The sequence below is a fragment of the Devosia sp. ZB163 genome, from assembly GCF_028613635.1.
Classification (GTDB): Bacteria; Pseudomonadota; Alphaproteobacteria; order Rhizobiales; family Devosiaceae; genus Devosia_A.
Genome location: NZ_JAQRMY010000004.1, coordinates 309,308 through 321,836 on the forward strand (window position 1 = coordinate 309,308; position 12,529 = coordinate 321,836).

17 protein-coding genes are annotated in these 12,529 nt (G+C 65.6%); 11 read left to right on the forward strand and 6 right to left on the reverse strand.

The window, feature by feature from the left end; genetic code table 11:
• Nucleotides 1–111: 111 nt before the first annotated feature.
• Nucleotides 112–711 carry an HdeD family acid-resistance protein gene (locus tag PRN20_RS19680; RefSeq protein ID WP_273959338.1) on the forward strand — a complete coding sequence of 200 codons (600 nt, stop codon included), beginning with the start codon at nt 112–114 and terminating at the stop codon, nt 709–711.
• 143 nt (nt 712–854) lie between these two features.
• Here the strand turns inward: PRN20_RS19680 and PRN20_RS19685 are convergent, their stop codons facing one another.
• Nucleotides 855–1,850 (reverse strand): aldo/keto reductase, encoded by a 996-nt coding sequence (locus PRN20_RS19685; RefSeq protein WP_273959339.1) that lies wholly within the window; start codon nt 1,848–1,850, stop codon nt 855–857.
• Between the two features lie 259 nt (nt 1,851–2,109).
• Nucleotides 2,110–2,715, reverse strand: a complete 606-nt coding sequence (locus PRN20_RS19690; RefSeq protein ID WP_273959340.1) for a BA14K family protein — start codon at nt 2,713–2,715, stop codon at nt 2,110–2,112.
• Between the two features lie 197 nt (nt 2,716–2,912).
• On the opposite strand from PRN20_RS19690, the gene PRN20_RS19695 reads away from it, so the two are divergent.
• On the forward strand, nt 2,913–3,551 hold the full coding sequence (locus PRN20_RS19695; protein ID WP_273959341.1) for a TetR/AcrR family transcriptional regulator C-terminal domain-containing protein: 639 nt from the start codon (nt 2,913–2,915) through the stop codon (nt 3,549–3,551).
• A gap of 170 nt (nt 3,552–3,721) precedes the next feature.
• Nucleotides 3,722–4,741: a ketol-acid reductoisomerase gene (gene ilvC, locus PRN20_RS19700; RefSeq protein ID WP_273959342.1), complete on the forward strand. Its 1,020-nt coding sequence runs from the start codon at nt 3,722–3,724 to the stop codon at nt 4,739–4,741.
• Between the two features lie 144 nt (nt 4,742–4,885).
• Here the strand turns inward: ilvC and PRN20_RS19705 are convergent, their stop codons facing one another.
• Both PRN20_RS19705 and PRN20_RS19710 read right to left on the reverse strand, forming a co-directional pair.
• A complete protein-coding gene (locus PRN20_RS19705) occupies nt 4,886–5,368 on the reverse strand; it encodes a DUF1003 domain-containing protein (RefSeq protein ID WP_273959343.1) in 483 nt (160 codons plus the stop codon).
• Between the two features lie 119 nt (nt 5,369–5,487).
• Complete coding sequence (locus tag PRN20_RS19710; RefSeq protein ID WP_273959344.1) at nt 5,488–6,081, reverse strand: TetR/AcrR family transcriptional regulator; 594 nt, start codon at nt 6,079–6,081, stop codon at nt 5,488–5,490.
• A gap of 93 nt (nt 6,082–6,174) precedes the next feature.
• On the opposite strand from PRN20_RS19710, the gene PRN20_RS19715 reads away from it, so the two are divergent.
• Nucleotides 6,175–6,984, forward strand: coding sequence for an MBL fold metallo-hydrolase (locus tag PRN20_RS19715; protein WP_273959345.1), 810 nt, complete (start codon nt 6,175–6,177; stop codon nt 6,982–6,984).
• A gap of 295 nt (nt 6,985–7,279) precedes the next feature.
• Here PRN20_RS19715 and PRN20_RS19720 read toward each other — a convergent pair whose 3' ends face one another.
• Both PRN20_RS19720 and PRN20_RS19725 read right to left on the reverse strand, forming a co-directional pair.
• The gene (locus PRN20_RS19720) at nt 7,280–7,444 is read right to left on the reverse strand and encodes a DUF1127 domain-containing protein (protein WP_273959346.1); all 165 of its coding nucleotides are present in this window, start codon (nt 7,442–7,444) and stop codon (nt 7,280–7,282) included.
• Between the two features lie 77 nt (nt 7,445–7,521).
• Nucleotides 7,522–7,671 (reverse strand): DUF1127 domain-containing protein, encoded by a 150-nt coding sequence (locus tag PRN20_RS19725; RefSeq protein WP_273959347.1) that lies wholly within the window; start codon nt 7,669–7,671, stop codon nt 7,522–7,524.
• A gap of 86 nt (nt 7,672–7,757) precedes the next feature.
• Here PRN20_RS19725 and PRN20_RS19730 point away from each other — a divergent pair, with 86 nt between their 5' ends.
• The 7 genes from PRN20_RS19730 to PRN20_RS19760 all read left to right on the forward strand — a co-directional run bounded on the left by PRN20_RS19730 (nt 7,758) and on the right by PRN20_RS19760 (nt 12,476).
• Entirely contained in the window at nt 7,758–8,231 is a 474-nt protein-coding gene (locus tag PRN20_RS19730; protein WP_273959348.1) for a GFA family protein, read from the forward strand.
• A 52-nt stretch (nt 8,232–8,283) separates the two neighbouring features.
• Nucleotides 8,284–8,787, forward strand: a complete 504-nt coding sequence (locus PRN20_RS19735; protein ID WP_273959349.1) for a heme-degrading domain-containing protein — start codon at nt 8,284–8,286, stop codon at nt 8,785–8,787.
• Between the two features lie 70 nt (nt 8,788–8,857).
• Nucleotides 8,858–9,745, forward strand: coding sequence for a PhzF family phenazine biosynthesis protein (locus PRN20_RS19740; RefSeq protein WP_273959350.1), 888 nt, complete (start codon nt 8,858–8,860; stop codon nt 9,743–9,745).
• A 54-nt stretch (nt 9,746–9,799) separates the two neighbouring features.
• Nucleotides 9,800–10,225, forward strand: a complete 426-nt coding sequence (locus PRN20_RS19745; protein WP_273959351.1) for a hypothetical protein — start codon at nt 9,800–9,802, stop codon at nt 10,223–10,225.
• Between the two features lies 1 nt (nt 10,226).
• A complete protein-coding gene (locus PRN20_RS19750; RefSeq protein ID WP_273959352.1) occupies nt 10,227–10,586 on the forward strand; it encodes a VOC family protein in 360 nt (119 codons plus the stop codon).
• A gap of 73 nt (nt 10,587–10,659) precedes the next feature.
• The gene (locus PRN20_RS19755) at nt 10,660–10,785 is read left to right on the forward strand and encodes a hypothetical protein (protein ID WP_273959353.1); all 126 of its coding nucleotides are present in this window, start codon (nt 10,660–10,662) and stop codon (nt 10,783–10,785) included.
• A 119-nt stretch (nt 10,786–10,904) separates the two neighbouring features.
• Nucleotides 10,905–12,476: a 2-isopropylmalate synthase gene (locus tag PRN20_RS19760; protein ID WP_273959354.1), complete on the forward strand. Its 1,572-nt coding sequence runs from the start codon at nt 10,905–10,907 to the stop codon at nt 12,474–12,476.
• The last annotated feature ends 53 nt before the right edge of the window (nt 12,477–12,529 follow it).

Below are 12,529 nucleotides of genomic sequence, written 5' to 3' on the forward strand. Positions count from 1 at the left end.
AAGGTCTTCTGAAATCAAGTCAATTTGGCTCACCGCCGGGTTTCTTCGCGTCAACCGACTCTGGTAGTCTAGGGCTGCCGAGACCCGTGTATTCCGCAATGGAGAGCGAAGATGGCCAATACGAATAACTCGACAGCGAGGTCGGACCTGCCGTTCGACGGGCCGCTGCTGCGCATGCTGGGCGACAACTGGTGGCTCGTACTGCTGCGCGGCGTGGCCGCGATAATCTTCGGTGTGCTGGCACTCTTCTGGCCAGGCATAACGATCCTCACCCTCGCATTATTGTGGGGCGCCTACATGCTGGTCGACGGGGTCTTTTCCTTGTGGGCCGCCATTTCAGGCCGCGGCGTCGGCCAGATGACGCCACGGTGGTGGCTGGCGGTGAGTGGCGTCATCAGCGTTCTTGCCGGTATCGCGGCCTTCATTTCGCCGGCGGCCGTGGCTCTGGTCCTGCTGATCTTCATCGGCGCCTGGGCGATCGTCGTCGGCGCGCTGACGGTCTGGGGCGCCATCCAGATGCGCAAGGAGATCGAGGGCGAGTGGCTGCTCGCGCTGTTCGGCGTCCTGACGATCCTGTTCGGTATCCTGGTCATCTGGCAGCCCGCGACCGGCGCGCTGTCGCTGATCTGGGCTATCGGCGGCTATGCCATCGCGTCCGGTGTCCTGCTCATCGTGCTGGCGTTCAGGTTGCGCAAGCTGCGCAAGGCGTGAAGCGGACGAGAGCCGAGGACCCGACTGGCCCTGGCTATCGAGACTCCTGGGGCTCGGGGCGGCACTTCGTCCCGAGCTAGTGGCTTGGCCGGATGGGACTCTCGCACCATCCAGCGCGAGCGGTATCCTGGCGCCGGGCGTCCCTAGTGCCGCGGATGGCTCGGGCCGTCGCCCGCGCCGGTGGCCGCGATGGCGTTGGCGATGGTGTCGAGGTCGTCCTGGTCAAGCTCGAACGTCGCAGCATCGATCCAGCCGTCGACCTGTTGCGGTGAACGGGCCCCGACGATGGCGGCGGTGAGGCCGGGCCAGGCGAGGACCCAGGCGAGCGCGACGGTGGATATCGAGGTGCCACGGCGTTCGGCGACGGGCTTCAGCCGGGCGGCGAGTTCGAGGTTGCGATCGAGCTTGTCGCCGGTGAACTCGGGGCTGGTCTTGCGCCAGTCGTTGTCGGCAAGCGTCGCCGCCCGCTCCCGGGTGAAGGTGCCGGTGAGCAGGCCGGCCTGCATGGGGCTGTAGCAGATGACGCCGGTGCCATGGGCCTCGCACCAGGGGAGGATCTGGGCGGCGGTTTCGCGCTTGATCATGGAGAAGGGCGGCTGCAGCGTTTCGACGTGCCCCAAGGCCTCCGCACGTGCGAGCTGCTCGGCATTGTGGTTGGAGAGGCCGATGTGCCTGACCTTGCCCTCGGACTTGAGCTCCAGCATCGTCGCCCAGTAGTCCTCGAGCGGCACGTCGTCGGCCGGCCAGTGGACCTGATAGAGGTCGATCGTTTCGACCTGCAGGCGCCTGAGGGAGTTTTCCAGCTCGTTGCGCAGGCTCCTGCGCTCGGCGAGGCGGCGCGGATTCTGGCCGTTGTCGTCGCGGATCACGCCGCCCTTGGTGAAGACGAACGGGCGCTGGTCGGCGGGCAGTTCCTTCAGGGTCCGGCCGATCACTTCTTCCGAGTGGCCAACGCCATAGGCTGCGGCGGTATCGATCCAGTTGATGCCGAGGTCGACGGCATGGCGGATGGCGGCGGCGGACTCAGCGTCGTCCTGCGGGCCCCACATGTTGCCACCCATGGCCCATGCGCCGATGCCGAGGCGGGTGATTTCCATGCCGGTCTTGCCGAAGGGGCGGGTGGGCAGCGACGTCTTCATGTTCATCCTCCAGTTGGTCAGCAGCTGCCATACCAGCATTGGATGACAAGTCGAGCAACCCAGCCATAGGATGGGCATGACCACCTGGCAGGAAATGAAGGTTCTTCGTCGTTGCTGACGGACGCAGATGGCGTGTGAGAAGTCCGAAAGCCCTGCCGCGCGTGAACCGCTTATGGCCGGCTGGATGCGCAAATGATTGCGCCGGCCTTCCCCGGGGGAGTGTCGGCGCGCGCCGTTTTTGGGCTGAGCCGATCAGGCCCTAGAGCAGGCAGCGATGCCAGTAGCCGTCGCGGCCCAGGTACATGTCGGTTCTGGGGTTGTACGACTGATAGGCCGCCTCGCACCGCGCCACATGGCCGTAGCCGTAATTGTAGAAGTAGTAGTCGTCATAATCGTCATTGTCCCCGAAGCCGAAGAACCCGAAGTTCGTGAACGGTCCGTTGAAGTGCCCGTGGCCGTGATGGTGACCGCCGCCGCCATGATGGCTTCCGCCACCGTGGTGACCTCCGCCACCGCCGTGATGACCGCCACCTCCGCCACCCCAGTTTCCACCGCCCCCTCCGCCACCCCAATGGCCACCACCGCCGCCGCCGCCCCAATGTCCACCACCGCCACCGCCCCAGTGACCTCCGCCACCTCCATGGCCGCCGCCCCAGCCTCCGCCGCCGTGGTGACCACCTCCGCCACCGTGGTGGCCTCCGCCGCCCCGCCGCTTGCCGCCACCGCCGCGCCAGGCGATGTCCTGAAGCACGGCTCCGTCGGAGTAACTCAGGCCGCTACCGAAGGGCGCGGCGATCGGTGCGGTGGGTGCTGCGATGAAACTGGCGATTACGGCCGCAGCGGCTGCAAGGACGAGATTTCTCATCTCTCTTCCCCCAATTGCGTAGCGTGAGGCCAAGTCGCTAAACCGCCAGACCAGCGAGAAGGTTCCGGCGGATTCCGGCTCGATTTGAATCACGTTGTTGGTGCTGACCGGCGCCAGTCACATCCAACTCGATCGTCATTCCCTCTTGCGCCGAACCGTACGTTACGGTACGCCTTGTCGCAACTGAGGGGAAACCGGTGGCTACAGTCGTTGCCAATAGCGAGGAGACGTTCACGCCGCGCCAGCAGCAGGTGCTGACGGCGGCGCTGGATCTGCTCGTCGAGCAGGGCGACCGGCTGACGATGACGTCGGTGGCGCGGCGTGCCTCGTGCTCCAAGGAAACGCTCTACAAGTGGTTCGGCGACCGCGACGGGCTGCTCACTGCGACCGTGCAGTGGCAGGCCGCCAAGGTGAAGGCTCCGCATGTCGATCGCTGGCGGCTCGACGCGGAGTCGCTGCGCCAGAGCATCGAGCAGTTCGCGCACGATCTGCTCGGCACGATCGCGGGGCAGGTCTCGGTGACGCTCAACCGGCTCGCCATTGGCCATGCCGGGGCCGAGAAGCACGGGCTCGGGCAGATCGTGCTCGAGAATGGGCCGCTGGCCATCCGCAAGCGGCTGAAGCCCGTGCTCGAGGCCGGACGGGAGGCGCGGCTGCTGCGCTTCGACAACTCGGAAGAGGCCTATCGCAGCTTCTTCGGGCTGGTGGTGCGCGACACCCAGATCCGGCTGCTGCTGGGCGAGGCCTACAACCCGAGCGACGCGGAGATCACCCGCGATGCGGCACGGGCGACGGAGCAGTTCCTGAAGATCTACGGGGTGGGGCAGGCGCAGTAGCCAGTTTCACCTCCCCAAGCCATCCCTGCGCAAGCAGGCATCCGTTTCGCCGATCGAGGCGTGGATTCCTGTTTTCGCAGGGGTGGCAACCGAGTAACGGGGTGGTCCGAGAGACTGCCCAGCAGTTGGAAATCGGCCGAAGGGCCAAAACGCACACAAGGGAGACTTCCATGCGCGTCTATTACGATCGGGATGCCGATCTCAACATCATCAAATCCAAGAAGGTCGCGATCGTCGGCTACGGCTCGCAGGGCCATGCGCACACGCTGAATCTCCGCGATTCCGGCGTGAAGGACATCGTGGTGGCGCTCCGTCCCGGTTCGCCGTCGGCCAAGAAGGCCGAGGGCGAGGGCCTGAAGGTCATGTCCGTCGCCGATGCCGCCAAGTGGGCCGACGTCATCATGATGCTGACCCCGGACGAGCTGCAGGCCGATATCTACAAGAAGGACATCGAGCCCAACATCCGTGACGGCGCCGCGATCGCCTTCGCCCACGGCCTCAACGTGCACTTCAACCTGATCGAGCCCAAGGCCTCGGTCGACGTGATCATGATCGCGCCGAAGGGCCCGGGTCACACCGTGCGTGGCGAATACCAGAAGGGTGGCGGCGTGCCGTGCCTGATCGCCGTCCACCAGGACGCGTCGGGCAATGCCCATGACATCGCGCTGGCCTATGCCTCGGGCGTTGGCGGCGGCCGTTCGGGCGTCATCGAGACCAACTTCCGCGAGGAATGCGAGACGGATCTCTTCGGTGAGCAGGTCGTGCTCTGCGGCGGCCTCGTCGAGCTCATCCGCGCCGGTTTCGAGACGCTGGTGGAAGCCGGCTACGCTCCGGAAATGGCCTATTTCGAGTGCCTGCACGAAGTGAAGCTGATCGTCGACCTGATCTACCAGGGCGGCATCGCCAACATGAACTACTCGATCTCGAACACCGCCGAGTGGGGCGAGTACGTGTCGGGTCCGCGCATCATCACCTCGGAGACCAAGGCCGAGATGAAGCGCGTGCTGCACGACATCCAGTCGGGCAAGTTCACCTCCGAGTGGATGCAGGAATACAAGGGCGGGGCTTCGCGCTTCAAGGCGACCCGTCGCCTCGCCGACGAGCACCAGATCGAGGAAGTCGGCGAGAAGCTGCGCGGCATGATGCCGTGGATCAAGGCCGGCGCCCTCGTGGACAAAGCCAAGAACTAAGCGGGCCTTGCTCCACGCTTGCCTGATGCGCGCTTGCGCGTCGCCGTGATCAAGGCCGGCGCGCTGGTCGACAAGGCCAAGAACTGATCCATCCATCCTTCGCAGGATGACTGCGCAGAGGGGCCTTCGGGCCCCTTTGTCGTTTCAGGGCTGGGCGTCACCCTTGTCGAGCCGTTCCCGGGTGAGCAGTTCGAGCAGACCGACCAGCCGTGTGATGTCCTCCTGGCGCAGGAGGTCGATCTTCTGGTGCAGTTCCTCGATGTCGAGTTCGGCGCGCAGGTTCACGTCGTAGTCGAGCTGCGCCTTCTGCCGGTCGATGGCTGACTGACGGTTCTGCGCCATCATCAGGACGGGGGCGGTGAAGGCGGCCTGGAAGCTCAGCACCAGGTTGAGCAGGATGAACGGGTAGGGGTCCCAGTGCTGGATCCAGGCAACGACGTTCAGCACGATCCACAGCGCCAGCAGTGCCGTCTGCACGACGATGAATGTCCATGAACCGACGATCGCAGCGATCCGATCGGCGAGATACTCGCCGTAGGTGCGGGGCAGGGTGGACGGCTTGGCGTGCCTCAGGGTGAAGCGCCGGGCGGCCTCGGTTGCAGCGTGATTGGACTTGGGGTCGCTCATCTGGTGCCTCTCCGGGCATTCCGTGTGCGATGGTTGTAGCAGTTTCGCGTCGACGCTCCGAGTGCCGGGGCGGCGCGGGGGATCAAGCGGTGTCCAGGGCGAGAATGCTGCGGGGGCACTCACGCCCGCGAGGGTGAGGTTGTCGCCGAAAGTACCGTCCGCAGCATCAGCTCCACCACCGCGTCCGGCGTGAGGTCGGCGTCGCGCAGCGTGCGCCAGGTGTAGAAGCTCAAGGCGAGGGTCAGCGCAGCCCGCTGCCGTTCCGTCAGCCCGTCGGCGAGCGAGGCATGGATGGCGCCGAGCGGCACGCCGAAGCGCAGTTCGGATACCTCGCGCAGCACGGGGTTCCGCTCGGCGTCCCGCAGGACATGACCGGTAACTGCTTCGTTGCGGGTGAACCACGCGTAAAGTGCCGTGAGCGCGGTGCGGAGCCGGGTTTCCGGATCGTTGATCCCGGCCCAGAGGTCGGGCGAGGGCAGGGGCATGCGCTCGGCGTGCAGACCCGAGCAGGCCATCAGCACGGCCCGGTCGTCCGGCAGGTGGGCGTAGACGGTGTGCCGCTGCACGCCGGCGCGTTCGGCAATCATGCTGATCGTGGTGCTGGTCGGGCCGACCTCGGCGTGAAGCGCCAGCGCGGCCTCGACGATGCGCTGGCGCGTGCCGGCTTCCTGCTCCGCCCGCTTCCCCTTGGTATAGGCTCTGGCTGATTTCAATGCACACTCTCGTGCAGCCATTCAGCTGCGGTTCATATTCGATTGCACATACATGTATCCCGAAATGCAACGAAGTTCCATAGGAGACGGAAAATGGACTTCCCGACTTTCGTGGGCGCAAGGAAGGTGGCGCCCGATGTGACCACCTTCGCAGGCTTCTTCCCGATCGGGCCGCTCGGCATCCTGCCGGCGAACTCGCACTTCATCCACGCCAGGGACCCGATCCTGGTCGACACCAACGGTGTCGCCTTCGAGGACCAGTACCTCGAGGCGCTGAGCAACGTCATCGATCCGGCGGATCTCAAGTGGATCTACATCAGCCACACGGACCTCGACCACGTCGGCAACCTCGACAAGGTCATGGCGCTGGCGCCAAACGCCAAGGTCGTCGTACCGAGCCTCGGAGCTGCCAAGTTCGGGCTGCGCGAGAGCTTCGACATGAGCCGGCTCGTGCCGATGGATCATGGGCAGCGGCTCGATCTGGGCGACCGCGAGCTGGTGCTGCTGAAGCCGCCGACCTACGATGCGCCCGAGACGACGGGCTTCTTCGATACCAGGACGCGCGTGCTGTTCAGCGTCGACTCGTTCGGGGCGCTGCTCGACGCGCCGCACGAGGAAACCGAGGCCATTCCCGAGGCGACGCTGCGCGACGGCATGACCATGTGGGCCGGGATCGACGCGCCGTGGCTCGGCATGGTGGACAAGAGCCGGCTGGGCGGTCTGCTGAACGATATCCAGCGGCTCGACCCCAGCACGATCATCTCCGGCCACCTGCCGGCGACCTCGGGGCGGATGATCGGCACGGTGCTCGGCAACATGCTTGGCTCGCTCTCGGAGGATCGGTTCCAGCATCCTGACCGCGAGACCATCGAGGGGCTGTTCGCGCAGCCGGCGGTGGCGTGATGGACGAGCTCCTTAGCCTGCCCGGGGCCGTGCGGGACAATGCGGGGCTGGTGAGTGTTCCGGTTGTTACGGCGCCGGGATGCCGGGGAGCGGCGTGTCCTGCCTTTGCACGCTGTGGCGGCCGGTGCGGGCCGAGGCAGTTCCTGACGGACGAGGAGGTGGCAGCGGGCAGCCAGCCTTACCGGAGGGAAAACGCCCTCATCGGGCAGTGGGCGCGGGAACTGAGCGCCTGAAAACAAGAAGGGCTCCGGCGGTGTCGCTCGGAGCCCTTCAGGTTTTCATGGCGTCTGCGGGATCATTCATGGCCGCGAGACGGCGACGGATGGCGGTTGGCGCGCATCATGGCGAGATCGGTGCGCGTGAGACCGATATCGCGCAGCAGGTGATCATCGAACTTCATCAGATCGGTGAGGACCCGCTTACGCTCCGCGCGGCGGAACAGGGTCGTCAGGTAGGACATTTGCTTCTCCTGGGTTGCCCATCAGGGCAGGGGCGGCCTTTTAGTTCGCCCCGATGAACCGGCAATGAACCGGCTCGTTATTTGCCCTTGCGCTGGAACCAGCGCTTCTGCTTTGCCAGGTCAGCGCGAGTGAGACCGATATCGGCCAGCAGGCGGTCGTCCATGTGGTCGAACTGCGAGTTGCGCATACGCAGGGCAGTGGTGAAGAACAGCTGTTCGGTGAACATGTGATTGGCTCCTTGCCATTTGGGTGGCGGGGGATGCCGCATTGCGGTTGAACAGGTTCTGAACGACAGGTTCAGGGGAGGACGGAATGGATCGTATCGGGTTGCCGGCATTTCCGGTCGAAGGCGGGTGCGTCTGCGGCGCTGCGCGCTATCGCATCACCGGGGCGCCGCTGGCGGTCTACAACTGCCATTGCACCGACTGCCAGAAGGCGAGCGGCGGCACGCACACGATGTCGATGCCGATCGCGCGCGACCGGCTCGAGCACCTGAGCGGCGATCTCGTCCACTTCGACAAGCCGGCCGACAGCGGACGGACGGTGCGGATGTTCGGCTGCGCCCGGTGCGGCACCAAGCTCTGGAACGAGCCGCTGGCGAGCCCGCAGATGCTGGTGGTGAAGCCGGGCACGCTCGATGATCCGAGCTGGGCCGTTCCCATCGGCAACATCTGGACGGAGAGCGCCTTGCCGTGGGTCGCGATCGATCCGGCGCAGGTCAACTTCACGGGCCAGCCGCCCGACCGGCAGCCGCTCTACGATGCCTGGTCGGCCGCGACGGCGTGACGCGAATCGACCGGCGCGCGTGATAGAAGCGCCGTCAAACGGAGGAGAAATCATGAGCGTAGCAGACGACATCGCCAAGGTGACCGAGCAGGAGCAGCGGCTCGTCTTCGACGCCTTCGACGAGGCGACGGCCCTCACCATCGGCGATGCGATCCGGCAGATCGCGGTGGATGCCGGCGTGGCCGTGGCCATCGACATCCGCTTCTTCAACCGGCCGCTGTTCTACTACGCCATGAAGGGCACGAGCGCCGATAACCCGGACTGGCTGCGGCGCAAGGGCAACTGCGTGCGCCGGTGGGACCGCTCGTCCTACCTCTCGCACCTGCGGCTGAAGCGCGACAACCGCACGCCGGCGCCCGACCACAATGTCGATCCGACCGAGTATGCGATCCATGGCGGGGCTTTCCCGATCCGCATCAAGGGCGTGGGCGTGGTGGGTTCGATCACGGCGTCCGGGCTGCCGCAGCGCGACGACCATGCGTTCGTGGTGAAGGCCATCTGCCAGCACCTCGGGATCAACCCGACCGAACTGGCGCTGGGGCCTGAAACGCCCTGAACTGCGGGCGCGGTAAGACTTCCGCTACAGTGATCTGCTAGGGGCTGTGGCGCTTGTCGCGGAGCTTTCCATGAAACTCAACTACCTGCTGCTTGACGTCTTCACCACGGAGCGCCTCAAGGGGAACCCCCTCGCGGTTGTGCTGAAGGCCGACGGGCTGCTCGACGACCAGATGCAGGCCATAGCGGCCGAGTTCAACCTGTCCGAGACGGTGTTCATCCAGAAGCCGCAGTCGGAGCGGCATGCGGCGGCGATCCGCATCTTCACGCCGAAGGTGGAGCTGCCGTTCGCGGGGCATCCCACGGTGGGGGCCGCAATCGCGCTCGGCATGCAGAGCCGTGCAACCGCGGTGCGGCTGGAAGAGAAGGTCGGCGTCATCACCTGCGTGCTCGAGGGCGTCGACAAGGAGCGTGGTCAGGCGCGCTTCGGGCTGCCGCGGCTTCCCGAGGAAGCCGGGAAGGCGCCCGGCAAGGCGGCGATCGCGACAACGCTGGGGCTCGACCTCGAGGATATCGGCTGCGGGCACTATGAGCCGGCGCTGTATTCGGCGGGCGTGCCCTTCTACCTGATCCCGGTGAAGGATGCCGCGGCGCTCAAGCGCATCCGGCTCGAGCGGCGCGGCTGGGACGAGGTTTATCCGGAAGGTCGCGGTTCGATCTATGTCTTCACCCAGACGCCCGAGGAACGCGCTAACGACTTCGCCGCGCGCATGTTCGCTCCCGGCATGGGATTGGGCGAGGACCCGGCCACCGGTTCGGCGGCCGCCTGCCTGATCGGGCTCATCGCGAAGTTCGCCGACAACGGGCAGCACGAGTTCCGGCTGCGGCAGGGCCACGAGATGGGGCGGCCGAGCCTCATCACGCTGCAACTGCGCAAGGATGGCGAGAAGCTCACCCATGGCGGCATCGGCGGGCATGCCGTGCTGGTGGGCGAGGGGACGCTGACCATCGGGGACTAGCGGGGAATCGTCCGCGACCTTAGTGTCACGGCGAGGCACCTGGAGGGCTCCGCCGTGTACGCGATTGGTCTCATTACGCTTTTCGTTCATATCGTCGCATTCGTCGCCGGTGGCGCCAACCTGGTGCTGATGCCGGTCGTCGGGCCCAAGCTGGCGACGGCGACTCCCGAGCAGCGCGGGCTGCTGATGGAAATCGTCGAACGGTTCGCCAAGACCGGGAAGTATGCGTTCGGCCTGCTGCTGCTGACCGGCATCCTGACGCTGTGGCTGAAGTGGGACTGGGCAGTGCCCAATCACTGGTTCTGGGTGAAGATGCTCGGCGTTGCAGCGATGATCGTGTTCATCGGGCTCAACGACATGAACCGCAAGCGGGCCAAGGCCGGCGATGCAGCGGCGGCCAAGCGGTCCCAGCTGTTCGGGCAGCTGACCGGTATCGCCTTCCTCGCGATCATTCTCTCGGCCGTGCTCACGTTCGGCTGACATGCCCAGGCTCGACCACATCAACATCCACGTGGTCGACGGGCCCAGAATGGTCAGGTTCCTCGAAACGGTGCTGGAAGCCAAGGAAGGCTTCCGGCCGCCGTTCGATTTTCCGGGGCATTGGGTCTATGTCGGGGGCGAGCCGGCCATCCACCTGACCGTGGTGGAGCGCGCCGAGGACTACCCGGCAGGGCTGATCAACCACGTTGCCTTCGGCGTGTACGAGTTCGAGGAGGCCAAGGCACGGATCGAGGCGGCGGGTTACCCATACAAGCTGACCGGCATACCCGAGACTGGTATCGGCCAGTTCTTCGTCGAGGGGCCGGAGGGGCTGCTGCTCGAGGTTCAGTATCGGCGCTGACGGTTTTGGCCGGAACCGCCTTGCCAAGATTGCCGATTTCCAGCACTATCCGCGGCGCAAACGGATTTTCGCCATGCAGCGCAAGCGCGCCATTGCCATTGCAGTCGCCGAACAGAAGGCTCGTGAGAGCCGGCTGATCGTTGCCGCTGCTTTGCTGCTGCTGCCGGCCGCCCTGCTTCTCCTTCTTATCAGCCCCTGATAACCGACAGCTCGGATAGCGAGCGGGTGGTCAGGGGATAGCGCGCAACGAGAACCGAACAACGATTTGTCCGGTCGCGATGGTGTCTTCACACCCCGGCCGCCTGATAGGAAAACCAAATGACTGACGCAGCGGCGAACAGCAATAAAGACCGCGTCTACATCTTCGACACCACCTTGCGCGACGGCGAGCAGAGCCCCGGCGCGACGATGACGCTGGAGGAGAAGCTCCAGGTCGCCGAGGCGCTGGACGAGATGGGCGTGGACATCATCGAGGCCGGCTTCCCGATTGCGTCGAACGGCGACTTCGAGGCCGTCGTGGCCGTCGCCAAGCACGTGAAGAACTCGGTGGTGGCCGGGCTCGCCCGCGCCATCCCCGCCGACATCGCACGGGCAGGGGAGGCGGTGCGCCACGCCAGGCAAGGCCGCATCCACACGTTCGTCTCCACCTCGCCGATCCACCTGGCGCACCAGATGCGCAAGACCGAGGAACAGGTGCTCGAGATCATCAGCGCCACGGTCGCGCAGGCGCGGAACCTCATCGACAATGTCGAGTGGAGCGCGATGGACGCCACCCGCACGCCGATCGACTACCTGGCACGCTGCGTCGAACTCGCCATCAAGGCCGGCGCCACGACGATCAACCTGCCCGATACGGTCGGCTATGCCGTGCCCGACGAGCACGAGGCCATGTTCCGCTCGATCATCGAGCGCGTACCGGGCGCGGACAAGGTGATCTTCTCGGCTCACTGCCACAACGACCTGGGCCTGGCCGTCGCCAACTCGCTGGCCGCCGTCCGCGGCGGTGCGCGGCAGGTGGAATGCACGATCAACGGGTTGGGCGAGCGCGCCGGCAATGCGGCGCTGGAAGAGGTCGTGATGGCGCTCAGGACCCGCGCCGACGCCATGCCCTATGAGACGTGGATCGAGACCACGCATCTGAGCCGCGCCAGCAAGATCGTTTCGGCGGCGGCGAACTTCCCGGTGCAGTACAACAAGGCGATCGTGGGCAAGAACGCCTTCGCGCACGAGAGCGGCATCCACCAGGATGGCATGCTGAAGAACGCGCAGACCTACGAGATCATGACGCCCGAAAGCGTGGGCATCAAGGAAACCACGCTGGTGATGGGCAAGCACTCGGGCCGCGCTGCGTTCAAGGACAAGTTGAAGGAACTGGGCTACGAGCTGGGCGACAATGCCTTCCAGGAAGCGTTCCAGCGCTTCAAGGATCTCGCAGACCGCAAGAAGCACGTCTACGACGCCGACATCGTCGCGCTGGTCGACGACGAGGCGGGCTCGATCGACGATCGCATCAAGCTGGTCGACATGCAGGTCGTTTCCAAGACCGGCGGCGTGCATCGCTGCGAGCTGACGCTCTCGATCGACGGGGCGCCGGTTTCGGCCGCTTTCGACGGCACGGGCTCGGTGGACGCGATCTTCAATGCGATCAAGCAGGCCGTGGGCAGGGATCCGCATCTGGTGCTCTACGCCATCGACGGTGTCACCGGGGGCACCGACGCGCAGGCGAGCGCGCATGTCCGTCTCGAGATGAACGGGCGCATCGTCTCGGGCAATGCTGCCGAGCCGGACACGCTGGTGGCATCGGCGCGCGCCTATATCAACGCCTACAACCGCCTGCTGCTCGACCGTGGTGCGGCGGCGCAGGGGGCGACCGAAGCCGCGGCAGGCTAAGCCCGCCGCAGAGAGAGATTGGAGCCGCTTCACGGAGCGGCTCTTTTCATATC